The 25,478-nt window shown below is 56.7% G+C and carries 34 protein-coding genes and 1 rRNA gene; 34 read left to right on the plus strand and 1 reads right to left on the minus strand.

Going from position 1 to position 25,478, the window contains the following annotated elements; genetic code table 11:
* Nucleotides 1–67: 67 nt before the first annotated feature.
* From rpoC to rplQ, 33 genes are all read left to right on the plus strand, one after another.
* Nucleotides 68–4,273, plus strand: coding sequence for a DNA-directed RNA polymerase subunit beta' (gene rpoC, locus WDB71_RS01080; protein WP_341502810.1), 4,206 nt, complete (start codon nt 68–70; stop codon nt 4,271–4,273).
* Between the two features lie 156 nt (nt 4,274–4,429).
* Nucleotides 4,430–4,804, plus strand: a complete 375-nt coding sequence (gene rpsL, locus WDB71_RS01085; RefSeq protein ID WP_341502811.1) for a 30S ribosomal protein S12 — start codon at nt 4,430–4,432, stop codon at nt 4,802–4,804.
* An 83-nt stretch (nt 4,805–4,887) separates the two neighbouring features.
* Nucleotides 4,888–5,358 (plus strand): 30S ribosomal protein S7, encoded by a 471-nt coding sequence (gene rpsG, locus WDB71_RS01090; RefSeq protein WP_341502812.1) that lies wholly within the window; start codon nt 4,888–4,890, stop codon nt 5,356–5,358.
* Nucleotides 5,359–5,436: 78 nt separating this feature from the next.
* Nucleotides 5,437–7,536: an elongation factor G gene (gene fusA, locus WDB71_RS01095; protein WP_341502813.1), complete on the plus strand. Its 2,100-nt coding sequence runs from the start codon at nt 5,437–5,439 to the stop codon at nt 7,534–7,536.
* Between the two features lie 58 nt (nt 7,537–7,594).
* Entirely contained in the window at nt 7,595–8,779 is a 1,185-nt protein-coding gene (gene tuf, locus WDB71_RS01100; protein ID WP_341502814.1) for an elongation factor Tu, read from the plus strand.
* A 278-nt stretch (nt 8,780–9,057) separates the two neighbouring features.
* Complete coding sequence (gene rpsJ / locus WDB71_RS01105) at nt 9,058–9,369, plus strand: 30S ribosomal protein S10 (protein WP_341502815.1); 312 nt, start codon at nt 9,058–9,060, stop codon at nt 9,367–9,369.
* A gap of 44 nt (nt 9,370–9,413) precedes the next feature.
* Nucleotides 9,414–10,052, plus strand: a complete 639-nt coding sequence (rplC, locus tag WDB71_RS01110; protein ID WP_341502816.1) for a 50S ribosomal protein L3 — start codon at nt 9,414–9,416, stop codon at nt 10,050–10,052.
* An 18-nt stretch (nt 10,053–10,070) separates the two neighbouring features.
* A complete protein-coding gene (rplD, locus tag WDB71_RS01115) occupies nt 10,071–10,676 on the plus strand; it encodes a 50S ribosomal protein L4 (RefSeq protein ID WP_341502817.1) in 606 nt (201 codons plus the stop codon).
* Nucleotides 10,673–10,975 carry a 50S ribosomal protein L23 gene (gene rplW / locus WDB71_RS01120; RefSeq protein ID WP_341502818.1) on the plus strand — a complete coding sequence of 101 codons (303 nt, stop codon included), beginning with the start codon at nt 10,673–10,675 and terminating at the stop codon, nt 10,973–10,975. Before rplD ends, rplW begins: the two co-directional genes overlap by 4 nt.
* Before the next feature lie 19 nt (nt 10,976–10,994).
* Complete coding sequence (gene rplB, locus WDB71_RS01125) at nt 10,995–11,822, plus strand: 50S ribosomal protein L2 (RefSeq protein ID WP_341502819.1); 828 nt, start codon at nt 10,995–10,997, stop codon at nt 11,820–11,822.
* Between the two features lie 20 nt (nt 11,823–11,842).
* Nucleotides 11,843–12,121: a 30S ribosomal protein S19 gene (rpsS, locus tag WDB71_RS01130; RefSeq protein WP_341502820.1), complete on the plus strand. Its 279-nt coding sequence runs from the start codon at nt 11,843–11,845 to the stop codon at nt 12,119–12,121.
* Between the two features lie 10 nt (nt 12,122–12,131).
* Nucleotides 12,132–12,464, plus strand: a complete 333-nt coding sequence (gene rplV / locus WDB71_RS01135) for a 50S ribosomal protein L22 (RefSeq protein ID WP_341502821.1) — start codon at nt 12,132–12,134, stop codon at nt 12,462–12,464.
* Nucleotides 12,465–12,484: 20 nt separating this feature from the next.
* Complete coding sequence (gene rpsC / locus WDB71_RS01140) at nt 12,485–13,168, plus strand: 30S ribosomal protein S3 (protein ID WP_341502822.1); 684 nt, start codon at nt 12,485–12,487, stop codon at nt 13,166–13,168.
* 12 nt (nt 13,169–13,180) lie between these two features.
* Nucleotides 13,181–13,594 (plus strand): 50S ribosomal protein L16, encoded by a 414-nt coding sequence (gene rplP / locus WDB71_RS01145; protein WP_341502823.1) that lies wholly within the window; start codon nt 13,181–13,183, stop codon nt 13,592–13,594.
* Nucleotides 13,594–13,785 (plus strand): 50S ribosomal protein L29, encoded by a 192-nt coding sequence (gene rpmC / locus WDB71_RS01150; protein WP_341502824.1) that lies wholly within the window; start codon nt 13,594–13,596, stop codon nt 13,783–13,785. The genes rplP and rpmC overlap by 1 nt, the downstream gene beginning before the upstream one ends.
* The gene (gene rpsQ, locus WDB71_RS01155) at nt 13,785–14,045 is read left to right on the plus strand and encodes a 30S ribosomal protein S17 (protein WP_341502825.1); all 261 of its coding nucleotides are present in this window, start codon (nt 13,785–13,787) and stop codon (nt 14,043–14,045) included. Before rpmC ends, rpsQ begins: the two co-directional genes overlap by 1 nt.
* Nucleotides 14,046–14,223: 178 nt before the next feature.
* Nucleotides 14,224–14,592 carry a 50S ribosomal protein L14 gene (gene rplN, locus WDB71_RS01160; protein WP_341502826.1) on the plus strand — a complete coding sequence of 123 codons (369 nt, stop codon included), beginning with the start codon at nt 14,224–14,226 and terminating at the stop codon, nt 14,590–14,592.
* 9 nt (nt 14,593–14,601) lie between these two features.
* The gene (rplX, locus tag WDB71_RS01165) at nt 14,602–14,916 is read left to right on the plus strand and encodes a 50S ribosomal protein L24 (RefSeq protein WP_341502827.1); all 315 of its coding nucleotides are present in this window, start codon (nt 14,602–14,604) and stop codon (nt 14,914–14,916) included.
* 15 nt (nt 14,917–14,931) lie between these two features.
* A complete protein-coding gene (gene rplE, locus WDB71_RS01170) occupies nt 14,932–15,471 on the plus strand; it encodes a 50S ribosomal protein L5 (protein WP_341502828.1) in 540 nt (179 codons plus the stop codon).
* An 11-nt stretch (nt 15,472–15,482) separates the two neighbouring features.
* A complete protein-coding gene (gene rpsN / locus WDB71_RS01175) occupies nt 15,483–15,788 on the plus strand; it encodes a 30S ribosomal protein S14 (protein WP_341502829.1) in 306 nt (101 codons plus the stop codon).
* 25 nt (nt 15,789–15,813) lie between these two features.
* Complete coding sequence (rpsH, locus tag WDB71_RS01180) at nt 15,814–16,206, plus strand: 30S ribosomal protein S8 (RefSeq protein ID WP_341502830.1); 393 nt, start codon at nt 15,814–15,816, stop codon at nt 16,204–16,206.
* 13 nt (nt 16,207–16,219) lie between these two features.
* The gene (rplF, locus tag WDB71_RS01185) at nt 16,220–16,750 is read left to right on the plus strand and encodes a 50S ribosomal protein L6 (RefSeq protein ID WP_341502831.1); all 531 of its coding nucleotides are present in this window, start codon (nt 16,220–16,222) and stop codon (nt 16,748–16,750) included.
* Nucleotides 16,751–16,759: 9 nt separating this feature from the next.
* Entirely contained in the window at nt 16,760–17,113 is a 354-nt protein-coding gene (rplR, locus tag WDB71_RS01190) for a 50S ribosomal protein L18 (protein WP_341502832.1), read from the plus strand.
* Nucleotides 17,114–17,122: 9 nt separating this feature from the next.
* Nucleotides 17,123–17,623: a 30S ribosomal protein S5 gene (gene rpsE / locus WDB71_RS01195; RefSeq protein WP_341502833.1), complete on the plus strand. Its 501-nt coding sequence runs from the start codon at nt 17,123–17,125 to the stop codon at nt 17,621–17,623.
* Nucleotides 17,624–17,629: 6 nt separating this feature from the next.
* A complete protein-coding gene (rpmD, locus tag WDB71_RS01200) occupies nt 17,630–17,812 on the plus strand; it encodes a 50S ribosomal protein L30 (protein WP_341502834.1) in 183 nt (60 codons plus the stop codon).
* A gap of 4 nt (nt 17,813–17,816) precedes the next feature.
* Entirely contained in the window at nt 17,817–18,251 is a 435-nt protein-coding gene (rplO, locus tag WDB71_RS01205) for a 50S ribosomal protein L15 (protein WP_341502835.1), read from the plus strand.
* Between the two features lie 6 nt (nt 18,252–18,257).
* Nucleotides 18,258–19,580, plus strand: a complete 1,323-nt coding sequence (gene secY, locus WDB71_RS01210; RefSeq protein ID WP_341502836.1) for a preprotein translocase subunit SecY — start codon at nt 18,258–18,260, stop codon at nt 19,578–19,580.
* Nucleotides 19,581–19,617: 37 nt separating this feature from the next.
* On the plus strand, nt 19,618–19,731 hold the full coding sequence (gene rpmJ, locus WDB71_RS01215) for a 50S ribosomal protein L36 (protein WP_232800689.1): 114 nt from the start codon (nt 19,618–19,620) through the stop codon (nt 19,729–19,731).
* Between the two features lie 106 nt (nt 19,732–19,837).
* Nucleotides 19,838–20,194: a 30S ribosomal protein S13 gene (gene rpsM / locus WDB71_RS01220; protein WP_341502837.1), complete on the plus strand. Its 357-nt coding sequence runs from the start codon at nt 19,838–19,840 to the stop codon at nt 20,192–20,194.
* Between the two features lie 15 nt (nt 20,195–20,209).
* Nucleotides 20,210–20,599, plus strand: coding sequence for a 30S ribosomal protein S11 (rpsK, locus tag WDB71_RS01225; protein WP_341502838.1), 390 nt, complete (start codon nt 20,210–20,212; stop codon nt 20,597–20,599).
* A gap of 28 nt (nt 20,600–20,627) precedes the next feature.
* Entirely contained in the window at nt 20,628–21,248 is a 621-nt protein-coding gene (rpsD, locus tag WDB71_RS01230) for a 30S ribosomal protein S4 (protein WP_341502839.1), read from the plus strand.
* 25 nt (nt 21,249–21,273) lie between these two features.
* Complete coding sequence (gene rpoA / locus WDB71_RS01235; protein WP_341502840.1) at nt 21,274–22,263, plus strand: DNA-directed RNA polymerase subunit alpha; 990 nt, start codon at nt 21,274–21,276, stop codon at nt 22,261–22,263.
* Nucleotides 22,264–22,306: 43 nt separating this feature from the next.
* Nucleotides 22,307–22,702 (plus strand): 50S ribosomal protein L17, encoded by a 396-nt coding sequence (gene rplQ / locus WDB71_RS01240; RefSeq protein ID WP_341502841.1) that lies wholly within the window; start codon nt 22,307–22,309, stop codon nt 22,700–22,702.
* Nucleotides 22,703–22,744: 42 nt separating this feature from the next.
* Here the strand turns inward: rplQ and WDB71_RS01245 are convergent, their stop codons facing one another.
* Nucleotides 22,745–23,359, minus strand: coding sequence for a hypothetical protein (locus WDB71_RS01245; RefSeq protein WP_341502842.1), 615 nt, complete (start codon nt 23,357–23,359; stop codon nt 22,745–22,747).
* 470 nt (nt 23,360–23,829) lie between these two features.
* Between WDB71_RS01245 and WDB71_RS01250 the strand changes: the two genes are divergently transcribed.
* Nucleotides 23,830–25,381 (plus strand): 16S ribosomal RNA (locus tag WDB71_RS01250).
* Nucleotides 25,382–25,478 lie beyond the last annotated feature (97 nt).

Below are 25,478 nucleotides of genomic sequence, written 5' to 3' on the forward strand. Positions count from 1 at the left end.
GCCGAAGTGAATCGCAGGTTAGGGGGGCCGTGCGCCCCCCTGGGTTAAACTCCGATGGGAGAAAAGCGTGAAAGACCTACTCAAGTTTCTTAAGCAGCAGAACAAGACCGAGGAATTCGATGCCATTCGAATCGCTCTTGCTTCTCCTGACATGATTCGCTCCTGGTCCTTCGGTGAAGTGAAGAAGCCGGAGACCATCAACTACCGTACCTTCAAGCCGGAGCGTGACGGCCTGTTCTGTGCCCGTATCTTTGGCCCGGTCAAGGATTACGAGTGCCTGTGCGGTAAGTACAAGCGCCTCAAGCACCGTGGTGTGATCTGTGAGAAGTGTGGCGTTGAAGTCACCCTGACCAAGGTCCGTCGTGAGCGCATGGGCCACATCGAGCTGGCCAGCCCGGTCGCTCACATCTGGTTCCTGAAGTCCCTGCCCAGCCGTATCGGCCTGCTCATGGACATGACCCTGCGCGACATCGAGCGGGTCCTGTACTTCGAATCCTACGTGGTCATCGATCCCGGTATGACCAACATGGAAAAAGGTGAGATGCTCACCGAGGACCAGTACCTGGACGCCCTGGAGCAATGGGGTGACGAGTTCGACGCCCGCATGGGTGCCGAGGCCGTCATGGAGCTGCTCAAGCGCATCGAACTCGAGAAAGAGATCAACGAGATGCGTGAGGAGCTGCCCTCCATCACCTCCGAGACCAAGCGCAAGAAGGTCACCAAGCGCCTGAAGCTGATGGAAGCCTTCTTCAAGTCCGGCAACAAGCCGGAATGGATGATCATGCAGGTGCTGCCGGTGCTGCCGCCGGATCTGCGCCCCCTGGTCCCCCTGGAAGGTGGCCGCTTCGCGACCTCCGACCTGAACGATCTGTACCGCCGGGTGATCAACCGTAACAACCGTCTCAAGCGCCTGCTGGATCTGGCCGCTCCCGACATCATCGTGCGTAACGAAAAGCGCATGCTGCAGGAGGCCGTGGACGCGCTGCTGGACAACGGCCGTCGTGGTCGTGCCATCACCGGCTCCAACCGCCGCCCGCTGAAGTCCCTGGCCGACATGATCAAGGGTAAGCAGGGCCGTTTCCGTCAGAACCTGCTCGGTAAGCGTGTCGACTACTCCGGTCGTTCCGTTATCACCGTGGGTCCGACCCTGCGTCTGCACCAGTGCGGCCTGCCCAAGAAGATGGCCTTGGAGCTGTTCAAGCCCTTCATCTACGGCAAGCTGGAAGTGCGTGGCCTGGCCACCACCATCAAGGCCGCCAAGAAGATGGTCGAGCGTGAAGTGCCTGAGGTGTGGGACGTTCTGGACGAAGTGATCCGCGAACACCCGGTGCTGCTGAACCGTGCCCCGACCCTGCACCGTCTGGGTATCCAGGCTTTCGAGCCCGTGCTGATCGAGGGTAAGGCCATCCAGCTGCACCCGCTGGTCTGTGCCGCCTATAACGCCGACTTCGATGGTGACCAGATGGCGGTGCACGTGCCGCTGACCCTGGAAGCCCAGCTCGAAGCCCGTGCCCTGATGATGTCCACCAACAACATCCTGTCCCCGGCCAACGGTGAGCCTGTTATCACGCCTTCTCAGGACGTGGTATTGGGTCTGTACTACATGACCCGCGATCGCATCAACGCCAAGGGCGAGGGCATGGCCCTGCGCAACCCCAAGGAAGCCGAGAAGCTGTACCGCGCCGGCCTGGTGGACCTGCACGCCCGCGTCAAGGTGCGTATCAGCCACTGGGATCAGGATGAAAGCGGCGAGTACGTCGAGCGCATCGAGCTGACCGACACCACCATCGGCCGTGCCATCCTCAGCCTGGTCATGCCCAAGGGCATGCCCTTCGAGCTGATTAACCAGGCCATGGGCAAGAAGCAGATCTCCCGTCTGCTGAACGCCTGTTACCGTCGCCTGGGCCTGAAGGACTCCGTGGTCTTCGCCGATCAGCTGATGTACACCGGCTTCAACTACGCCACCCTGGCCGGCGCCTCCGTCGGTATCGACGACATGGAGATCCCCGCCGAGAAGGCCGAGATCATCGCCGAAGCCGAGGCGGAAGTGGCCGAGATCCAGGAGCAGTTTGCCTCCGGTCTGGTGACCGCCGGCGAGCGCTACAACAAGGTTATCGATATCTGGTCCACCGCCAACGAGCGTGTGTCCAAGGCCATGATGACCAACCTGTCCTCCGAGACCGTCATCAACCGCGATGGTGAGGAAGAGACCCAGCCGTCCTTCAACTCCATCTACATGATGGCCGACTCCGGCGCCCGGGGTAGCGCGGCTCAGATCCGTCAGCTGGCCGGTATGCGTGGCCTGATGGCCAAGCCCGACGGCTCCATCATCGAGACCCCCATCACCGCGAACTTCCGTGAAGGTCTGAACGTACTGCAGTACTTCATCTCCACCCACGGTGCTCGTAAGGGTCTGGCGGATACCGCACTGAAGACCGCGAACTCCGGTTACCTGACCCGTCGTCTGGTCGACGTGGCCCAGGATCTGGTGATCACCGAGTCCGACTGTGGTACCCACGAAGGTCTGTGGATGACCCCGCTGATCGAAGGCGGCGACGTGGTCGAGCCGCTGCGTGAGCGCGTGCTGGGTCGCGTGGTCTGTGAAGACGTGATGATCCCCGGCACCGAAGAGGTGCTGCTGACCCGCAACACCCTGCTCGACGAAGCCAAGGTGGATCTGCTGGAGTCCCACTCCGTGGATCAGGTCAAGGTGCGTTCCGTCATCTCCTGTGACACCGACTTCGGCGTCTGTGCCCACTGTTACGGCCGTGACCTGGCCCGTGGCCACATCATCAACGAAGGCGAAGCCATCGGTGTTGTTGCCGCCCAGTCCATCGGTGAACCCGGCACCCAGCTGACCATGCGGACCTTCCACATCGGTGGTGCCGCCTCTCGAGCCACCGCCGAGAACTCCGTACAGGCCAAGAACAACGGTTCCATCAAGCTGCACAACGCCAAGACCGTTGAGAACAGCGACGGCAAGCTGGTCATCACGTCCCGCTCCGCCGAACTGTCCATCATCGACGACCAGGGCCGTGAGCGCGAGCGCTACAAGGTGCCTTACGGCGCCGTGCTGTCCAAGCTGGACAACGAAGCCGTCAATGGCGGTGACATCGTTGCCAACTGGGATCCGCACACCCACCCGATCATCACCGAGGTGAAGGGTCGCATCAAGTTCGTCGACATGGTCGAAGGCGTCACCATGAGCCGCCAGACCGACGAGCTGACCGGCCTGTCCAGCATAGTGGTGCTGGAAGCGTCCCAGCGTCCGTCCGCCGGTAAGGAAATGCGTCCGATGGTGAAGCTGGTCGACGAGGCCGGCAACGACGTCAACATCGCCGGCACCGACATTCCGGCCCAGTACTTCCTGCCCGGTAATGCCATCGTCAACCTGGACGACGGTGCCGAGGTGAGCGTCGGTGATGCGGTCGCCCGTATCCCGCAGGAAACCTCCAAGACCCGCGACATCACCGGTGGTCTGCCCCGGGTTGCCGACCTGTTCGAGGCCCGTAAGCCGAAGGAGCCGGCCATCCTGGCGGAAATCACCGGTACCATTTCCTTCGGCAAGGAAACCAAGGGCAAGCGCCGCCTGGTGATCACCCCGGCCGAGGGCACGCCTTACGAGGAGATGATCCCGAAATGGCGTCAGCTCAACGTCTTCGAGGGTGAGCAGGTGGAGCGTGGTGAAGTCATCGCCGACGGTCCGGAAGCGCCCCACGATATCCTGCGCCTGCGCGGTATCGAGGCGGTGGCCCGCTACATCGTCAACGAGGTGCAGGACGTTTATCGTCTGCAGGGCGTTAAGATCAACGACAAGCACATCGAAACCATCGTTCGCCAGATGCTGCGCAAGTGCACCATCACCAGTGCCGGGGACTCCGAGTTCCTGGAAGGCGAAACGGCGGAAGTGGCGCGCGTCAAGATCGCCAACCGTGAACTCGAGGCCGCTGGCAAGCAGCCGGCCAGCTTCGAGCGTCAGCTGTTGGGTATCACCAAGGCGTCCCTGGCGACCGAGTCCTTCATCTCCGCGGCCTCCTTCCAGGAGACCACCCGCGTACTGACCGAGGCTGCCGTATCCGGCAAGTCCGACGATCTGCGCGGTCTGAAAGAGAACGTTATCGTGGGTCGTCTGATCCCGGCCGGTACGGGTTACTCCTACCACCAGGATCGTGCGCGCGGCAGGGGTGTTGCCCCGGCCGAGCCGCAGATGACCGCGGACGATGCCGAGAAGGCACTGAGCAACCTGCTCAATGCGGATCTTGGCGAAGAGTAAAAAGCTGTCATGAGCTTGTCACAGGCTGCCCCTATGTTGGGCAGCCTGTGTTGTCTTGACACTTTTTTGAGCGGCAACTACAATGCCGCGGCCCTGTTATGGGCTGATTTTTCACCGTAGATTACGAAAGGCAACTAACCAGGAGTTAGCAACCTAATGGCTACTATTAACCAGCTGGTACGCAAGCCGCGTGTCCGTCAGGTTGCCAAGAGCAACGTGCCGGCACTGGAAGCTTGTCCCCAAAAGCGTGGCGTATGCACCCGTGTATACACCACTACCCCCAAGAAGCCGAACTCTGCACTGCGTAAAGTGTGCCGTGTTCGCCTGACCAACGGTTTTGAAGTCACCTCCTACATTGGTGGTGAAGGTCACAACCTGCAGGAGCACTCCGTGATCCTGATCCGTGGCGGTCGTGTAAAGGACCTGCCCGGTGTTCGTTACCACACCGTTCGCGGCACCCTGGACTGCGCCGGTGTCAAAGATCGTAAGCAAGGTCGTTCCAAGTACGGCGCCAAGCGTCCCAAGGCTTAATGGTTTCTCCGTTAAGTAAGGCCAAGCTAAATTTTGTTTGTTGAGTTTTGGGTACTACCTGAAGCAAATCGGAGAATCGAATCATGCCAAGACGTCGCGTTATTGGTCAGCGCAAGATCCTGCCGGACCCCAAGTTCGGATCTGAAGTTCTTGCCAAATTCGTCAACGTAGTAATGGTTGACGGTAAGAAATCTACTGCTGAAAAGATCGTTTACGGTGCCCTGGATATCGTTGCCGAAAAAGCCGGCAAGGAGCATCTGGAAGTATTCGAAGCCGCTCTGGACAACGTTCGTCCGGCCGTGGAAGTTAAGTCCCGCCGCGTAGGTGGTTCTACTTACCAGGTTCCGGTTGAAGTCCGTCCGGTGCGTCGCAACACCCTGGCCATGCGCTGGTTGGTGGAAGCTGCCCGTAAGCGCGGTGAAAAATCTATGGCTCAGCGCCTGGCCGGTGAAATGCTGGACGCCGCTGAGAACAAAGGCACTGCGGTTAAGAAGCGTGAAGACGTGCACCGCATGGCCGAAGCGAACAAGGCATTCGCTCACTACCGTTGGTAATGCCTATTGGATGGCTCCCCCGTGGAGCCATCAAACCATGGGCATTGCCCAAGGAATCGATAACAGAGGAAAGCTATCGTGGCTCGTAAAACTCCTATCGAGCGCTACCGCAATATCGGTATCAGCGCTCACATCGATGCCGGTAAGACGACCACCACCGAGCGTATCCTGTTCTACACCGGTATCTCTCACAAGATCGGTGAGGTTCATGATGGTGCAGCCACCATGGACTGGATGGAACAGGAGCAGGAGCGTGGTATCACCATCACTTCTGCTGCCACTACCGCCTTCTGGAGCGGCATGGGTCAGCAGTTCCCCGAGCACCGCATCAACATCATCGACACTCCCGGACACGTTGACTTTACCATCGAGGTAGAGCGTTCCATGCGTGTACTGGACGGTGCCGTGATGGTTTACTGTGCCGTTGGTGGTGTACAGCCCCAGTCCGAAACCGTATGGCGCCAGGCCAACAAGTACGGTGTTCCGCGTATCGCCTTCGTTAACAAGATGGACCGTACCGGTGCCAACTTCCTGCGCGTGGTCGAGCAGATCAAGACCCGCCTGAAGGCCACTCCGGTTCCGATCCAGCTGGCTATCGGCGCCGAAGAAGACTTCAAGGGCGTTATCGACCTGATCAAGATGAAGGCCATCAACTGGAATGAGTCTGACATGGGTGCTTCCTTCACCTATGAAGACATTCCGGCCGACATGCTGGACGAGGCCGAAGAGTGGCGCATGAACATGATCGAAGCCGCTGCCGAAGCCAACGAAGAGCTGATGGAAAAATACCTCGGCGGTGAAGAGCTCACCGAAGAGGAAATCAAGGCCGGTCTGCGTGCTCGCGTACTGAGCACCGAGATCATCCTGTGTACCTGTGGTTCTGCGTTCAAGAACAAGGGTGTACAGGCCATGCTGGACGCCGTCATCGACTTCCTGCCGGCCCCGACCGAAGTTCCCGCCATCAAGGGCGAACTGCCGGACGGTACCGAGTCTACCCGCAAGTCTGACGACAACGAGCCCTTCGCGGCCCTGGCGTTCAAGATTGCCACCGACCCCTTCGTCGGCTCCCTGACCTTCTTCCGCGTGTACTCCGGTGTGGTTAACTCCGGTGACTCCATCCTGAACGCCACCAAAGGCAAGAAGGAGCGCATGGGTCGTATCGTTCAGATGCACTCCAACAAGCGTGAAGAGATCAAGGAAGTTCGCGCCGGTGACATCGCTGCCGGTATCGGCCTGAAAGACGTCACCACAGGTGAAACCCTGTGTGACCTCGATCACCCGATCATCCTGGAGCGCATGGAGTTCCCTGAGCCGGTTATCTCCGTAGCCGTTGAGCCGAAGACCAAGGCCGACCAGGAGAAGATGGGTATCGCTCTGGGCCGCCTGGCTCAGGAAGATCCCTCCTTCCGCGTCTGGACCGACGAAGAGTCCGGCCAGACCATCATCGCCGGTATGGGCGAGCTGCACCTGGAAATCATCGTTGACCGCATGAAGCGCGAGTTCAAGGTTGAAGCCAACATCGGTGCGCCTCAGGTGTCCTACCGCGAAACCATCCGCCAGTCTGTCGAAATCGAAGGTAAGTTCGTACGTCAGTCCGGTGGTCGTGGTCAGTTCGGTCACGTCTGGCTGCGCATGGAGCCGGTCGAGGAAGGCAAAGGCTACGAATTCGTCAACGAAATCGTTGGTGGTGTGGTTCCGAAGGAATACATCCCGGCCGTTGACAAGGGTATCCAAGAGCAGATGGCTAACGGTGTTATCGCCGGCTTCCCCATCGAAGACATGAAGGTCACTCTGTTCGACGGTTCCTACCACGACGTTGACTCCAACGAAATGGCGTTCAAGATCGCTGCGTCCATGGGCTTCAAGGCTGGCTTCGTGAAGGCCAACCCCGTCCTGCTCGAGCCGGTCATGAAGGTCGAAGTGGAGACTCCGGAAGAGTACATGGGTGACGTTATCGGCGACATCAACCGTCGTCGTGGCCTGGTAGAAGGTATGGAAGATGGCCCGTCCGGCAAGATCGTCCGTGCCAAGGTGCCGCTGTCCGAAATGTTCGGCTACGCCACCGACCTGCGTTCCGCTACCCAAGGTCGTGCTTCCTACTCCATGGAGTTCGATAAGTACGTTGAGTGCCCGAGCAACATTGCTAAAGAAGTAATCGAAGCTCGTAGCGCCAAGTAATTTCAATATCACCCCGTCCTGAAAGCAGGGCGGGGCCTTTGTTAAGAAGGATTTAGCTGTGTCTAAAGAAAAATTTGAACGTACGAAACCGCACGTTAACGTTGGTACCATCGGCCACGTTGACCACGGTAAAACTACCCTGACCGCTGCCATCACTACCGTTCTGGCCAAGACCTACGGTGGTGCCGCCAAGGCGTTCGACCAGATCGACAACGCTCCGGAAGAAAAGGCCCGTGGTATCACCATCGCGACTTCTCACGTAGAGTACGACACCCCGACCCGTCACTACGCCCACGTAGACTGCCCGGGTCACGCCGACTACGTTAAGAACATGATCACCGGTGCTGCTCAGATGGACGGCGCCATCCTGGTTGTTGCCGCTACCGACGGCCCGATGCCCCAGACTCGCGAGCACATCCTGCTGGCCCGTCAGGTAGGCGTTCCCTACATCATCGTCTTCATGAACAAGTGCGACATGGTAGACGACGAAGAGCTGCAAGAACTGGTTGAGATGGAAGTTCGCGAACTGCTGTCCGCCTACGACTTCCCGGGCGACGACCTGCCGGTCATCAAGGGTTCTGCCCTGAAGGCCCTGGAAGGCGACGCCGAGTGGGAAGCCAAGGTTGTAGAACTGGGCGAAGCCCTGGACAACTACATCCCCGAGCCGGAGCGTGCCATCGATCAGCCGTTCCTGCTGCCCATCGAAGACGTCTTCTCCATCTCCGGCCGTGGTACCGTAGTAACCGGTCGTGTAGAGCGCGGTATCATCAACGTTGGTGACGAAATCGAAATCGTTGGTATCAAAGAGACCACCAAGACCACCTGTACCGGCGTAGAAATGTTCCGCAAGCTGCTGGACGAAGGCCGTGCTGGTGAGAACGTAGGTGTTCTGCTGCGTGGTACCAAGCGTGACGAAGTCGAGCGTGGTCAGGTTCTGGCCAAGCCGGGCTCCATCAACCCGCACACCAAGTTCGAGTCCGAAGTATACGTACTGTCCAAGGACGAAGGTGGCCGTCACACCCCGTTCTTCAAGGGCTACCGTCCGCAGTTCTACTTCCGTACCACCGACATCACCGGTACCATCGAGCTGCCGGAAGGCGTTGAGATGGTAATGCCGGGCGACAACATCCAGATGAAGGTCGAGCTGATCGCGCCGATCGCCATGGACGAAGGCCTGCGCTTCGCTATCCGCGAAGGCGGCCGTACCGTTGGCGCTGGTGTTGTAGCCAAGATCATCGAGTAATCCCTTACTCCATGATTGAAGAAGGGCGCTTCGGCGCCCTTTTTTATTGCCGCTATTTTGCACAGCCGCTTGCAAGGCCCGGCCAGTTGCGTATAATTGCCGGGCTTTCCTCGTGAAAGCATTGCTCTTGCTGATATGAGTGAGCAGCCGCTCACCAATACAGTGGCCCCAATCGGGGGCCGAAGGTAATAGAAAGACTCCTCTCCTTGCCCTAAGGGTGATGGTAGAGGCGGTTTTTTTTATCTATGTTCTTTAGTTCTTTACTGGAGCTCTAGGAAATGGCTAGTCAGCGTATCCGTATCCGCCTTAAGGCCTTTGATCACCGCCTGATCGATCAGTCCACTGCGGAAATCGTAGAAACTGCGAAGCGCACCGGTGCCCAGGTACGCGGTCCCATCCCGCTGCCGACGCGCAAGGAGCGTTTCACTGTACTGATCTCCCCGCACGTCAACAAAGACGCGCGTGACCAATATGAGATCCGTACTCACAAACGTCTGGTGGATATCGTAGAACCCACTGACAAGACTGTTGACGCCCTGATGCGCCTCGATCTGGCCGCTGGCGTCGACGTACAGATCAGCCTCGGTTGATCCTCTGCGTATAGAACACTGAGAAACAGTCTTAGAGGTTAACAATGACTATTGGTCTAGTCGGTCAAAAAGTTGGGATGACCCGCGTCTTCACCGAAGACGGCGTTTCCATCCCCGTAACCGTTATTCAAGTAGAAGCCAACCGCGTTACCCAGGTCCGCGACATGGACACCGATGGCTACCGTGCCATCCAGGTAACCACTGGCACCAAGAAGGCTAACCGCGTCACCAAGCCGGAAGCGGGCCAATTTGCCAAAGCAGGCGTAGAAGCCGGCCGTGGCATGTGGGAATTCCGTCTGGCTGATGGCGAAGGTGAAGAGCTGCAAGTTGGCGCTGAGCTGACTGTGAGCCTGTTCGATGACGTCAAGAAGGTTGACGTAACCGGTACCTCCAAAGGTAAAGGCTTCGCTGGTGCTGTTAAGCGTTGGAACTTCCGCACTCAGGACGCTACTCACGGTAACTCCCTGTCCCACCGCGCTCCGGGCTCCATTGGTCAGAACCAATCCCCGGGTAAGGTATTCAAGGGCAAGAAGATGGCCGGTCACATGGGTGCCGAGCGCGTGACTACCCAGAACCTGGAACTGGTTCGCGTAGACGCCGAGCGCGGCCTGCTGCTGGTAAAAGGTGCCGTACCCGGCGCTACCGGTGGTGACCTCATCGTTAAACCCGCTGTGAAAGCGTAACGTCTGAGGAGATTAGTGATGGAATTGGTATTGAAAGACGCGCAAGGCGCTCTTGAAGTTTCCGAAGCTACCTTTGGGCGTGAGTTCAACGAAGCTCTGGTACACCAGGTAGTCGTGGCCTACGCCGCTGCTGCCCGTCAAGGTACCCGTGCTCAGAAGACCCGCTCCGAAGTCTCTGGCGGTGGCAAGAAGCCCTTCCGTCAGAAAGGCACTGGCCGCGCCCGTGCCGGTACCATCCGCAGCCCCATCTGGCGCTCCGGTGGTGTTTCCTTTGCTGCCAAGCCTCAAAACTTTGAGCAGAAAGTAAACAAGAAGATGTACCGCGGTGCCATCAAGAGCATCCTGTCCGAACTGGTTCGTCAGGAGCGTCTGCTGGTCGTGGAAAACTTCGGTGTTGAAGCCCCGAAAACCAAGGAACTGGCTGCCAAGCTGAAAGAGCTGGAGCTGAACGATGTTCTGATCGTCACTGAAGAAGTTGACGAGAACCTGTTCCTGGCCGCTCGCAACCTGTACAAGGTTGATGTGCGCGACGTCGCTGGCATCGACCCGGTTTCCCTCATCGCCTTTGACAAGGTGCTGATGACCGCCGGTGCAGTGAAGCAGATCGAGGAGATGCTGGCATGATCCGTGAAGAACGCATTCTGAAAGTCGTCCTGGCCCCTCACGTCTCTGAAAAGAGCACCATGGTTGCCGAGAAGGCCAACACTGTTGTCTTCAAGGTTGCCACCGACGCTACCAAGGCAGAAGTTAAAGCTGCCGTGGAAAAGCTGTTCGAAGTTGAAGTCGACACTGTTCGCACCCTGAACATGAAAGGCAAGACCAAGCGTCACGGCGCCCGTATCGGCCGTCGCAGCGACTGGAAAAAAGCCTACGTCACGCTCAAGGCTGGTCAGGACATCGACTTCGCCGGCGGCGCAGAGTAATAGGGGAGGATTCTGAGTTATGGCTATTGTTAAGTGCAAGCCGACATCTCCGGGTCGTCGCCACGTCGTTAAAGTGGTCAACGCGGAGCTGCACAAAGGCAAACCGTTCGCTGCCCTGCTGGACAAGAAGTCCAAGTCTGGCGGTCGTAACAACGCTGGCCGCATCACTACCCGTCACATCGGTGGTGGTCACAAGCAGCATTACCGGATCATCGACTTCAAGCGCAACAAGGACGGCATTCCTGCCACCGTTGAGCGCCTGGAATACGATCCGAACCGCAGCGCCAACATCGCGCTGGTTCTGTACGCTGACGGTGAGCGTCGCTACATCCTGGCTCCCAAGGGCCTGACAGCTGGCGACAAGATCCAAAGCGGCGTAGACGCTCCGATCAAAGCAGGTAACACCCTGCCGATGCGTAACATCCCCCTCGGTTCTACCGTTCACGCGATTGAACTGAAGCCGGGTAAGGGTGCTCAGATGGCTCGTTCCGCTGGTACCTACGCTCAGATCGTTGCTCGCGACGGTGCTTACATCACCCTGCGTCTGCGCAGCGGTGAGATGCGCAAGGTTCTGGCTGACTGCCGCGCCACCCTGGGTGAGGTAGGTAACGCCGAGCACATGCTGCGTCAACTGGGTAAAGCCGGTGCCTCTCGCTGGCGCGGTGTTCGTCCGACCGTTCGTGGTGTTGCCATGAACCCGGTTGATCACCCGCACGGTGGTGGTGAAGGTCGTACTTCCGGTGGTCGCCATCCGGTGTCCCCGTGGGGTAAGCCGACCAAAGGTGCTAAGACCCGTAAGAACAAGCGTACCGATAAGTTCATCGTGCGCAGTCGTAGCAAGAAGTAACCGAATTTAGAGGAATCACCATGCCACGTTCTCTCAAGAAAGGTCCGTTTATTGACCTGCACTTGCTGAAGAAGGTAGAGAAAGCGGTGGAAAGCGGGGATAAAAAGCCGGTTAAGACCTGGTCCCGTCGCTCAATGATCATTCCCGACATGATCGGATTGACCATCGCTGTCCATAATGGTCGTCAGCACGTTCCGGTATACGTTACCGACGAAATGATCGGTCACAAGCTGGGCGAGTTCGCGCCGACCCGTACTTACCGTGGTCACGCCGCGGACAAGAAAGCCAAGAAGCGTTAAGGAGTAAAAGATGGAAGCTATCGCTAAACATCGTTTTGCACGTACCTCTGCGCAGAAGGCTCGCCTGGTTGCTGATCAGGTTCGCGGTCTGCCGGTGGCCAAGGCTGTTGAGCTGCTGACTTTCAGCAATAAGAAAGCAGCCGATCTGGTCAAGAAGGTTCTGGAATCCGCCATCGCCAATGCCGAGCACAATCACGGTCTCGACATTGACGAGCTGAAGGTATCCAAAGTCTTCGTCGACGAAGGTCCGACCATGAAGCGCATCATGCCGCGCGCCAAAGGCCGTGCCGACCGTATCCTCAAGCGTACCAGCCACATCACTGTGGTTGTCGCTGAGCGTTAATGACAGCCGGGAGATAAACAATGGGACAGAAAGTACATCCTAATGGTATTCGCCTGGGCATCGTTAAACCCTGGAACGCGACCTGGTACGCGGATACCAAGAACTTTGCTGACAACCTGTACAGCGACCACCAAGTGCGTGAGTTCCTGACCAAGGAACTGAAGAATGCGTCCGTTTCTCGCATCGTTATCGAGCGTCCGGCCAAATCTATCCGCATCACCATCCACACCGCTCGTCCCGGTGTCGTGATCGGCAAGAAAGGCGAAGACGTCGAGAAGCTGCGTAAAGCGGTTGCGAAAATTGCTGGCGTACCTGCTCAGATCAACATTTCTGAAGTACGCAAGCCGGAGCTGGACGCCAAGCTGGTAGCCGATAACATCGGCGGTCAGCTGGAGCGCCGCGTTATGTTCCGTCGCGCCATGAAGCGCGCCGTACAGAACGCCATGCGTCTGGGTGCCAAGGGTATCAAGGTAGAAGTCAGCGGCCGTCTGGGCGGTGCTGAAATCGCCCGTACCGAATGGTACCGCGAAGGTCGTGTGCCCCTGCACACCCTGCGCGCTGACATCGATTACGCCACTTCCGAAGCTCACACCACTTACGGTGTCATCGGTATCAAAGTTTGGGTCTTCAAAGGTGAAGTCCTGGGCGGTATGCCGGTAGCTGAAAAGCCTGAGCCGAAGAAGAAAGGCAAAGGTGGCAAGTAAGGAGGTCCAGCGATGTTGCAACCGAAACGTACTAAATTCCGCAAGCAGCACAAACTGCGCAACCGCGGTGTTGCGACCTCTGGTAACAAAGTGAGCTTCGGCTCCTTTGGCCTGAAGGCCGTAGGCCGTGGTCGCATGACTGCCCGTCAAATCGAGGCGGCCCGTCGTGCGATGACCCGTCACATCAAGCGTCAAGGTAAGATCTGGATCCGTGTCTTCCCCGACAAGCCGATCACCGAGAAGCCGCTTGAAGTACGTATGGGTAAAGGTAAGGGTGGCGTCGAATACTGGGTCGCCCAAATCAAGCCCGGTAAAGTCCTGTACGAGATGGACGGTGTTCCCGAAGAACTGGCTCGCGAAGCGTTCGCCCTGGCGTCCGCCAAGCTGCCGTTTAAGACCACCTTTGTTACTCGGACGGTGTTGTGATGAAAGCGACTGAACTGAAACAGAAGAGTGTAGAAGAGCTGAACGCTGAACTGCTGAACCTGCTGCGTGAGCAATTCAACCTGCGCATGCAAGCAGCCACGGGTCAGATGAACCAGACTCACGAGCTCAAGAAGGTGCGTCGCAACATCGCACGCGTTAAGACTGTTCTCAACGAGAAGGCAGGTGCGTAATGACCGAGAAGACAGTTCGTACTCTGCAGGGCCGTGTGGTCAGCGACAAGATGGACAAGTCCTTCGTTGTAGCTATCGAGCGCTTCGTTAAGCACCCGATCTACGGCAAGTTCATCAAGCGTACCACCAAGCTGCACGTACACGACGAAAACAACGAAGTTCAAACCGGCGATGTCGTCACCATCCGTGAGTGCCGTCCGCTGTCCAAGAAAAAGTCTTGGACCCTGGTTGAAATCGTTGAGCGTCCGGCCAAGGTTTAATCCTTAGCCCAAGCGCTTGAAAAGGACTCAATGGCCCCGCTTGCGGGGCCATTGTATTTTTATTGGACAAATGGCTACACAAGCAGGCCCCGATGGTGTTAAACTGTCGCGCCTTTGCTATTAGGCAGCCAAAGGTGGCCCGATTTTGGGTCGTAGTTAAACTTAGCGGAGCACTAACATGATCCAAATGCAAACTATGCTCGACGTTGCTGATAACAGCGGCGCTCGCAGCGTAATGTGTATTAAGGTTCTGGGTGGTTCTCACCGCCGCTATGCAGGTGTAGGCGACATCATCAAAGTTACCGTCAAGGAAGCCATTCCGCGCGGTAAGGTTAAGAAAGGTGATGTAGTCAACGCTGTGGTGGTGCGGACCAAGAAAGGTGTGCGTCGTCCGGACGGTTCTGTCATCCGTTTCGACCGTAACGCGGCCGTGCTGTTGAATGCCAACAGCCAGCCGATCGGTACCCGTATTTTTGGCCCGGTGACTCGTGAGCTTCGTTCTGAGAAGTTCATGAAGATCATCTCCCTGGCGCCGGAAGTACTGTAAGGAGAAACCATGGCAGCAAAAATTCGTCGTGACGATGAAGTGATCGTGCTGGCAGGTAAAGACAAGGGCAAGCGTGGCAAAGTCACCAAAGTCCTGTCCACCGGCAAGCTGATCGTTGAAGGCGTTAACATCGTCAAGAAGCACCAGAAGCCCAACCCTTACCTGGGTGTACAAGGTGGCATCATTGAGAAAGAAGCAGCTATCGAGGCTTCCAATGTGGCTATCTACAACCCGCAGACTGGTAAGGCGGACCGAGTAGGTTTCCGGATTGAAGACGGCAAGAAAGTTCGTTTCTTCAAGTCCACCAACGAAGTAATCAACTGAGATTCGGAGTAAACGATGGCGAAACTGCATGATTACTACAAAGAGACTGTAGTAAAAGAGCTGCTCGAGCAGTTCGGCTACAAGACAGTCATGCAAGTCCCTCGGATTGAGAAAATCACCCTGAACATGGGTGTTGGTGAAGCTGTAGCTGACAAGAAGCTGCTGGAGAACGCTGCGGCGGATCTGGCTGCTATCTCTGGTCAGAAGCCGCTGATCACCAAGGCGCGCAAGTCTGTTGCGGGCTTCAAAATCCGTGACGGCTACCCCATTGGTTGTAAAGTAACCCTGCGCGGCGAACGTATGTGGGAATTCTTTGAGCGACTGGTTTCCATCGCTATCCCGCGTATCCGTGACTTCCGCGGCCTGAACCCGAAATCTTTCGACGGTCGTGGTAACTACAGCATGGGCGTTCGCGAGCAAATCATCTTCCCCGAGATCGATTACGACAAGGTCGATCGCGTACGTGGTATGGACATCACCATCACCACTACCGCTCGCACCGACGAGGAAGGTCGTGCTCTGCTGGCTGCCTTTAACTTCCCGTTCAAAAAGTAAGGTGTAGGGTTATGGCAAAGCAATCCATGAAGGCCCGCGAGGCCAAGCGCGCCAAACTGGCTGCGAAGTACGCTGAAAAGCGTGCGGCCCTGAAGGCAATCATCAACGACGTCAACGCTTCTGAAGAAGATCGTTGGAACGCTGTGCTCAAGCTGCAGACTCTGCCGCGTGACTCTTCCCGTAGCCGTCAGCGTAACCGCTGTAACATCACGGGTCGTCCGCACGCCTATCTGCGCAAATTCGGTCTGAGCCGGATCAAGGTCCGCGAAGCGGCCATGCGCGGTGAAATTCCTGGTCTCAAGAAGGCCAGCTGGTAAGCCACAGTCACGGGAGTGAAGCACTATGAGCATGCAAGATCCTATTGCTGACATGCTGACCCGCATCCGCAACGGTCAAGAAGCCCGTAAGGTAGCGGTCGTCATGCCTTCTTCCAAGCTGAAAGTGGCTATTGCCAAGACGCTGAAAGAAGAAGGTTTTATCGCTGATTACAACGTAAGCGGCGACGTTAAACCTGAGCTGGAAGTTACCCTGAAGTATTTCGAGGGTAAGCCGGTTGTTGAGAGCATCCAACGTGTTAGCCGTCCCGGCCTGCGCATCTACAAAAAGAAAGATGAGCTGCCGAAGGTGATGGGTGGCCTGGGTGTCGCTATCGTCTCTACGTCCAAAGGCGTGATGACCGACCGTGCTGCGCGTAAAGCGGGCATGGGCGGTGAGATCATCTGCTACGTAGCGTAAGGAGGTAGGAATAATGTCTCGTGTCGCTAAAGCACCTGTGGTTATTCCTGCCGGCGTAGAGGTAAAACTCAACGGCCAGGAAATCACAGTAAAAGGTAAAAACGGTAGCCTGACTCGCGTCCTGAATGACGCCGTCGCCGTAAACCAGGAAGACAGCCAGCTGACCTTCGGTCTGACCGAAGGCGCGAGCGAAATCGCTCAAGCCGGTACTGCTCGTGCCTTGGTAAACAACATGGTTATCGGTGTTACTGACGGCTTCGAGAAGAAGCTGCAACTCATCGGTGTTGGTTATCGTGCCCAGGTACAAGGCAAAAAGCTGAACCTGGCCCTCGGTTTCTCCCACCCGGTAGACTTCGAGCTGCCGGAAGGTGTGACCGCCGAATGCCCGAGCCAAACCGAAATCGTTATCAAAGGCGCTGACAAGCAAATGGTTGGCCAAGTGGCTGCCAAGATCCGTGGCTATCGTCCGCCCGAGCCGTACAAAGGCAAAGGTGTACGTTACGCTGACGAGCACGTCATGCGCAAAGAGGCGAAGAAGAAGTAAGGTAACACTATGGACAAGAAAGCATCTCGTCTGCGTCGCGCTACTCGCGCACGCAAGAAGATCCAAGAGCTGGGTGCGAATCGTCTGGTGGTACACCGTACGCCGCGCCACATCTATGCGCAGCTCATCGCTGCCAACGGTTCTGAAGTTATCGCCGCTGCTTCTACTGTAGAAAAAGCGCTGGCCGAGCAGGTTAAGTCCACTGGTAACGTCGAAGCCGCCAAGCTGGTAGGCAAGGTTATCGCTGAGCGCGCCCTGGAAAAGGGTGTGAAAGTCGTAGCCTTCGATCGTTCCGGTTTCCAATACCACGGTCGTGTAGCCGCCCTCGCGGACGCTGCACGCGAAGCCGGTCTTCAATTCTAGGAGTAGCTCATGGCGAACGTAGAAAAGCAGAACGGTGACCTGATCGAGAAGCTGATCAGCGTTAACCGTGTATCCAAAGTTGTGAAGGGCGGTCGTATCTTCTCCTTCACCGCGCTGACTGTAGTCGGTGATGGTAACGGCCGCGTAGGTTTCGGTTACGGTAAGGCTCGCGAAGTTCCTGCTGCCATTCAAAAGGCTATGGAACAAGCCCGTCGTAACATGCAAACCGTTCAACTGAATGGCAACACCCTGCATCATCCGATCAAGGGCCGTCATTCCGGTTCTCGTGTTTACATGCAGCCCGCTTCCGAAGGTACCGGTATCATCGCCGGTGGCGCCATGCGTGCCGTCCTCGAAGTAGCTGGTGTTCAGAACGTACTGTCTAAAGCGTACGGTTCTACCAACCCGATCAACGTGGTACGTGCGACCATCGATGCCCTCACCGGCATGAAGTCGCCCGAGCAGGTAGCAGCCAAACGTGGTCTGACCGTCGAAGAAATTCTGGGGTAAAGCACCATGGCAAAGAAGACTGTTAAAGTAACTCAGGTTCGTAGCTCTATCGGCCGTCTGCCGAAGCACAAAGCCACCCTGCGTGGTCTGGGCCTGCGTCGCATCGGTCACACCGTGGAGCTGGAGGACACTCCGATGGTTCGCGGTATGATCAACCAGGTTCAATACATGGTGAAGGTGGAGGGTTAATCAGATGAAACTGAATACGCTTTCCCCGGCTGCTGGCTCCAAGAGCGCTCCCAAGCGCGTTGGTCGTGGTATCGGTTCCGGTCTGGGTAAGACCGGTGGCCGTGGTCACAAAGGTCAGAAGAGCCGTAGCGGCGGTAAAGTACGCGCTGGTTTCGAGGGCGGTCAAATGCCCCTGCAGCGTCGTCTGCCCAAGTTCGGTTTCACTTCTCGCAAGTCCCTGGTGACTGCTGAAGTGCGCCTGTCCGAACTGGCCAAGGTGGAAGGTGACGTAGTTGACCTGAACACGCTGAAGGAAGCTAACGTCATCACCCGCAATATTGAATTCGCCAAAGTGGTTCTGTCTGGTAGCATTGAGCGTCCAGTAACAGTACGCGGCCTGCGTGTCACCAAAGGTGCTCGTGCGGCTATCGAAGCTGCAGGCGGCAAGATCGAGGAATAATAGGCAATGGCTAAACCAGGACTGGAAAAAAACAAGGCACAAGGCGGGTGGTCTGAGCTGAAAAGCCGGCTGCTCTTCGTGCTCGGAGCCATCATCGTGTTCCGGGCGGGATCCTTCGTCCCCATTCCTGGTATTGACGCTGCCGTCCTCGCCGATCTGTTTGCTCAGCAAAAGGACACCATCGTTGCCATGTTCAACATGTTCAGCGGTGGTGCCCTTGAGCGTGCCTCTGTGTTTGCACTGGGGATCATGCCGTACATCTCGGCGTCGATCATCGTGCAGCTGCTGACCGTGGTGCACCCCGCCCTTGCCGAACTGAAAAAGGAAGGTGAGGCGGGTCGCCGCAAGATCAGTCAGTACACGCGCTGGGGTACGCTGCTGCTGGCATTGGTTCAGTCTATCGGTATCGCCACCGGTCTGCCGAACATGGTTGATGGTCTCGTACTGTCTCCCGGCTTCGGCTTCTACTTCACGGCCGTGGTGAGCCTGGTCACCGGTACCATGTTCCTGATGTGGTTGGGTGAGCAGATTACCGAAAGGGGTATCGGTAACGGTATCTCCATACTGATCTTCGCCGGTATCGTCGCGGGCCTGGCCCCGGCTATCGGCCAGACGGCTGAGCAATGGCGTCAAGGGGATTTGAACTTCCTGGTCGTATTGCTGATCGCGGTCATCATGGTGGTTGTGACCTTTGGAGTGGTCTTCGTCGAACGCGGCCAGCGCCGTATCGTCGTCAACTACGCCAAGCGTCAGCAGGGACGTCGCGTCTTTGCTGCCCAAAGCACCCACCTGCCGCTGAAAGTGAACATGGCCGGGGTAATTCCGCCGATTTTCGCCTCCAGCATCATCCTGGTCCCGGGTACAGTGGCGCAGTGGTTCGGTGAGAACCAGGCCCTGTCCTGGCTGCAGGAAATAGCCCTGGCCCTGTCTCCGGGTCAGCCGCTGTACGTGATGCTGTATGCAGCTGCGATCATCTTCTTCTGTTTCTTCTATACCGCGCTGGTGTTCAACCCGCGTGAGACGGCAGACAACCTGAAGAAGAGTGGCGCGTTCATTCCGGGTATCCGCCCGGGCGAACAGACTGCCCGATACATTGACAAGGTGATGACCCGCCTGACTCTGGCTGGCGCGCTGTATATCACTCTTGTTTGTTTGATTCCTGAGTTCATGATGGTGGCCTTCAACGCCCAGTTCTACTTTGGCGGCACTTCGCTGCTGATCATCGTAGTGGTCATCATGGACTTTATGGCGCAGGTACAGACTCACCTGATGACACATCAGTATGATTCTGTGCTGAAAAAAGCGAACCTCAAGGGTTACGGGCGTTAAGCCCGGGTCCTTGGTTCCGGAGCATACGGAGTAAGCAATGAAAGTTCGTGCATCCGTTAAGAAAATCTGCCGCAACTGCAAGGTCATCAAACGCCACGGCGTTGTTCGCGTGATCTGCAGCGAGCCGAAGCACAAGCAAAGGCAAGGCTAAGATTTGGGGGCTGGCCGATTCAGGCCAGCTTGATTGTAAATTGGCTGTCTGTTAGGTATCCTTACGGGCTTTCTCAGATAGCCACATAGTTAGAGGAGTGCTGTTAATGGCCCGTATAGCCGGCATTAACATTCCCGAGCATAAGCATGCTGTTATCGCTCTGACTGCCATTTATGGTGTCGGGCGTACCCGTGCCAAGGCCATTTGTGCCGCGGCCGGTATTGCTGAGAGCACCAAAATCCGTGAACTGGATGAGGCTCAGATCGACAAGCTTCGTGACGAAGTAGGCAAGTTTACCGTTGAAGGTGACCTGCGTCGTGAAATCACCCTGAACATCAAACGTCTGATGGACCTGGGTTGTTTCCGTGGCCTGCGCCACCGTCGCAGTCTGCCCGTACGTGGTCAGCGCACTAAAACCAATGCGCGTACCCGTAAGGGTCCTCGTAAACCGATTAAGAAATAATTGGGTAGGTAAACGATGGCTAAAACTCCGACTCGCGCCCGCAAGCGCGTAAAGAAGCAGGTTGCTGACGGCATCGCCCACGTACATGCTTCTTTCAACAACACTATCGTAACCATCACAGACCGTCAGGGTAACGCCCTGTCTTGGGCTACCGCTGGTGGCTCTGGTTTCCGTGGCTCCCGTAAGTCCACCCCGTTCGCAGCCCAGGTTGCTGCCGAGCGCGCTGGTACCGTTGCCGCTGAATACGGTGTGAAGAACCTGGAAGTGAACGTGAAAGGTCCCGGTCCGGGCCGTGAGTCCGCGATCCGCGCGCTCAACGCCGCCGGTTTCCGTATCACCAACATCACTGACGTTACGCCGATTCCGCACAACGGTTGTCGTCCGCCGAAGAAGCGTCGCGTATAACGCTTCCAGAGGATAGTGGAGAAGAAAGATGGCAAGATATTTGGGTCCTAAGCTCAAACTCAGCCGCCGCGAAGGTACCGATCTCTTCCTGAAGAGCGGTGTGCGTGCGATTGATTCCAAGTGCAAGATTGACCAAGCCCCGGGTCAGCACGGTGCCCGCAAGGGCCGCCTGTCCGACTACGGTGTGCAACTGCGCGAAAAGCAGAAAGTTCGTCGTATCTACGGTGTTCTGGAGAAGCAGTTCCGCTCTTACTACAAAGAAGCGGCCCGCCGCAAAGGCAACACCGGTGAGAACCTGCTGCAGCTGCTGGAAGGTCGCCTGGACAACGTAGTTTACCGTATGGGTTTTGGTGCTACCCGCGCCGAAGCTCGTCAGCTCGTTAGCCACAAGGCTATCGTAGTCAACGGCAAGGTTGTGAACATTCCTTCCTTCCAAGTGTCCGTTAACGACGTTGTCGCTATTCGCGAAAAAGCCAAGAAACAGGCCCGTGTAAAAGCTGCCCTGGAGCTGGCTGACCAGCGCGAAAAGCCGACCTGGCTGGAAGTTGACAAAGATAAGATGGAAGGCGTCTACAAGCGCGTTCCTGAGCGTGCTGATCTGTCTGCCGACATCAACGAACAGCTGATCGTCGAGCTTTACTCCAAGTAAGGCTTAACGCAATAGAGAGGACTATATGCAGGGTTCTGTAACTGATTTTCTGAAGCCGAGGCTGGTGGATATCGAAAGCATCAGCCCGACTCGCGCGAAGGTGACGCTCGAGCCGCTAGAGCGCGGTTTTGGCCACACCCTCGGCAATGCGCTGCGTCGCATTCTCCTGTCTTCCATGCCCGGCGCCGCCGTGACCGAAGTGGAGATCGACGGTGTATTGCACGAGTATTCGAGCAAGGAAGGTGTACAGGAAGACGTCATCGAGATCCTGCTGAACCTGAAAGGTTTGGCAGTGGTCCTGCACGGTAAAGACGAAGCTGTTCTGACGCTGACCAAGAGTGGCGCTGGCCCGGTTGTGGCTGGTGACATCACCACTGACGGTGATGTGGAAATCATGAACCCTGAACACCACATCTGTACGCTGACCGGCGATGCTGATATCAGCATGCGCGTCAAGGTTGAGCGTGGTCGTGGTTACGTCCCGGCTTCCTCTCGTCTGAACAATGAAGATGACGAGCGTCCTATCGGCCGACTGCTGGTAGACGCTTCCTTCTCTCCCGTAGAGCGTATCGCCTACAACGTGGAGCGTGCCCGTGTCGAGCAGCGTACTGACCTCGACAAGCTGGTTATCGATATGGAAACCAACGGCACACTCGACCCCGAAGAAGCCATCCGTCGCTCCGCCACCATCCTGGCCGAGCAACTGGAAGCCTTCGTCGAGTTGCGCGATATGAGCGAGCCGGTCGAGAAGGAAGAAAAGCCGGAGTTCGATCCGATCCTGCTGCGTCCTGTTGATGATTTGGAACTGACAGTGCGTTCGGCCAACTGCCTGAAGGCAGAGGCCATCCACTACATCGGTGACCTGGTACAGCGTACCGAAGTTGAGCTGCTCAAGACGCCCAACCTCGGTAAGAAGTCTCTGACCGAAATCAAAGACGTGCTGGCCTCCCGTGGTCTGTCTCTGGGCATGCGCCTGGAGAACTGGCCGCCCGCTAGCTTGGTCGATAAAGACTAAGCCAGGTCGCAAGTTCAACTGATTTAGTTATAAGGAAACACCCATGCGCCATCGTAAGAGTGGTCGTCAACTAAATCGCAACAGCAGCCACCGCCAGGCCATGTTCCGCAACATGGCTAGCTCCCTGGTTCGTCATGAAGTTATCAAGACGACCCTGCCGAAAGCGAAAGAGCTGCGCCGCGTGGTTGAGCCGTTGATCACCCTGGCCAAGAACGACACCGTTGCTAACCGTCGTCTGGCCTTCGCCCGCACCCGTGACAACGAGGTTGTTGGCAAACTGTTCAACGAACTGGGTCCGCGTTACCAAGAACGCCCCGGTGGTTACCTGCGCATCCTGAAGTGCGGTTTCCGTGCCGGCGATAACGCCCCCATGGCTTTTGTAGAGCTGGTTGACCGCCCCGTTGCGGAAGAAGCCGCTGAAGAAGCCGCTGCTGAATAAGCGATTTGCAAGTACTAAAAAGCCGGGCTCTGCCCGGCTTTTTTATTGCTGCTCATTTTCTTCCTTTACCTCTGCCAGCTCGGCCTGTCTGTCCGGAAACATGGCCGCCAGGCTTTCCATGATCGCATCCAGCTGCTCCGGCACCAGTTTCTCCACCAGGTAGAGTAGGGCGCTGAGTTGGCTGGGGTCCGCCTCTGCCGCCGTCTGTACTATGCTGTCCACTTCCAGTGGTTCGCTGGAGATGGCCACTGCTACTATGTCCTGGAAGTCCTCCGGCGACTCGCTTACCGCTTCGGTGATCACCATGTCGGCACAGGCGGAATCGCCGGCCATGGCGGCCTTGACGATGGCGGCGGCACTTACGCTGGGCTGCTGCAGAGCATATTCCACCGCCAACACCGACATTGCCGGATTAATGGCGGCGGCACTTCGAACGATCTCCTCGATATGGTCGGGATACTGGCGAAAGGCCAGCTGCAGGATCTCATCGGCGGCGCCCGGGTAGTTTTCAAGCACCAGGCGGACGCCCTTGCCGATACTCTGCTGGTGGGTGACCTGGCTGTTGAGCAGGTTGGCCAGGGAATTATTGGCGTGGCATGGTGCACCAAACAGTAAAGAGCTGCTGAACAGCAAGGCGCCGGCTACTGTCGCCTTCATGGTGATCCCCTCTTATCGTTGTCATTATTATGAGTCTTGGTTAAAAAATGAGTTCAACTGATTACCTAATAAGCTGTTTTGGGCTTTTTTGCCAGATCGCAAAAAAGATCTTGTGATCCAGGGCAGGATCCCTATAATGCCGCCCCTGTCGCCACCGAACGGCTTCGCGGAAAAGACCTCGAAAAAAGGCCTTGACCCACAACGAAGACTGAGTAAAATGGCGGCCCGCTTGAGAGATAAGGCGCTAAGCGCTGAAAACTCAAGTTTTCTGAAAAGACCGAAACAAAGGGCTTGACAGAAAATCCGGAGTCGGTAGAATGCGGCTCCCGCTTCGAGAAGAAGCGAACGTTCTTTAACAATGTGACCAAGCAATCTGTGTGGGCACTCGAGGTTGTGAAAATTCCCAAAAACGAATTTTCAATGAACTCGAAGTGTTCAAACACTTCAGCAATTCATTGAGCACAAACTTTTAATTGAAGAGTTTGATCATGGCTCAGATTGAACGCTGGCGGCAGGCCTAACACATGCAAGTCGAGCGGCAGCGACATGACGGAACCTTCGGGGGAAGACATGGGCGGCGAGCGGCGGACGGGTGAGTAATGTGTAGGAAGCTACCCGGGAGTGGGGGATAACCATTGGAAACGATGGCTAATACCGCATAACGTCTACGGACCAAAGGGGGGGATCTTCGGACCTCTCGCTACCGGATGCGCCTACATGGGATTAGCTAGTTGGTGGGGTAACGGCCTACCAAGGCGACGATCCCTAGCTGGTTTGAGAGGATGATCAGCCACACTGGGACTGAGACACGGCCCAGACTCCTACGGGAGGCAGCAGTGGGGAATATTGCACAATGGGGGAAACCCTGATGCAGCCATGCCGCGTGTGTGAAGAAGGCCTTCGGGTTGTAAAGCACTTTCAGCGAGGAGGAAAGGGTGAGTCTTAATACGGCTCATCTGTGACGTTACTCGCAGAAGAAGCACCGGCTAACTCCGTGCCAGCAGCCGCGGTAATACGGAGGGTGCGAGCGTTAATCGGAATTACTGGGCGTAAAGCGTGCGCAGGCGGCTTGTTAAGCTAGATGTGAAAGCCCCGGGCTCAACCTGGGAACTGCATTTAGAACTGGCAAGCTAGAGTCTTGTAGAGGGTGGTAGAATTTCAGGTGTAGCGGTGAAATGCGTAGAGATCTGAAGGAATACCAGTGGCGAAGGCGGCCACCTGGACAAAGACTGACGCTCATGCACGAAAGCGTGGGGAGCAAACAGGATTAGATACCCTGGTAGTCCACGCCGTAAACGATGTCTACTTGAAGTCTGTGTCCTTGAGACGTGGGTTTCGGAGCTAACGCGTTAAGTAGACCGCCTGGGGAGTACGGCCGCAAGGTTAAAACTCAAATGAATTGACGGGGGCCCGCACAAGCGGTGGAGCATGTGGTTTAATTCGATGCAACGCGAAGAACCTTACCTGCCCTTGACATCCAGCGAACTTGGTAGAGATACCTTGGTGCCTTCGGGAACGCTGAGACAGGTGCTGCATGGCTGTCGTCAGCTCGTGTTGTGAAATGTTGGGTTAAGTCCCGCAACGAGCGCAACCCTTATCCTTAGTTGCCAGCGATTCGGTCGGGAACTCTAAGGAGACTGCCGGTGATAAACCGGAGGAAGGTGGGGACGACGTCAAGTCATCATGGCCCTTACGGGCAGGGCTACACACGTGCTACAATGGCGGATACAAAGGGCGGCGAACCAGCGATGGTAAGCGAATCCCATAAAGTCCGTCGTAGTCCGGATTGGAGTCTGCAACTCGACTCCATGAAGTCGGAATCGCTAGTAATCGTAGATCAGAATGCTACGGTGAATACGTTCCCGGGCCTTGTACACACCGCCCGTCACACCATGGGAGTGGGCTGCACCAGAAGTAGATAGCTTAACCTTCGGGAGGGCGTTTACCACGGTGTGGTTCATGACTGGGGTGAAGTCGTAACAAGGTAGCCGTAGGGGAACCTGCGGCTGGATCACCTCCTTACCTTTAGGGATGACACGTCTCGAAGTGTCCACACAGATTGCTTGGAAGCCAGCCTTAGCGCTGGCTTTCATGGTTCTTTAACAATTCGGAAAGCTGA

This window comes from Gallaecimonas sp. GXIMD4217 (assembly GCF_038087665.1).
Lineage (GTDB): Bacteria > Pseudomonadota > Gammaproteobacteria > Enterobacterales > Gallaecimonadaceae > Gallaecimonas.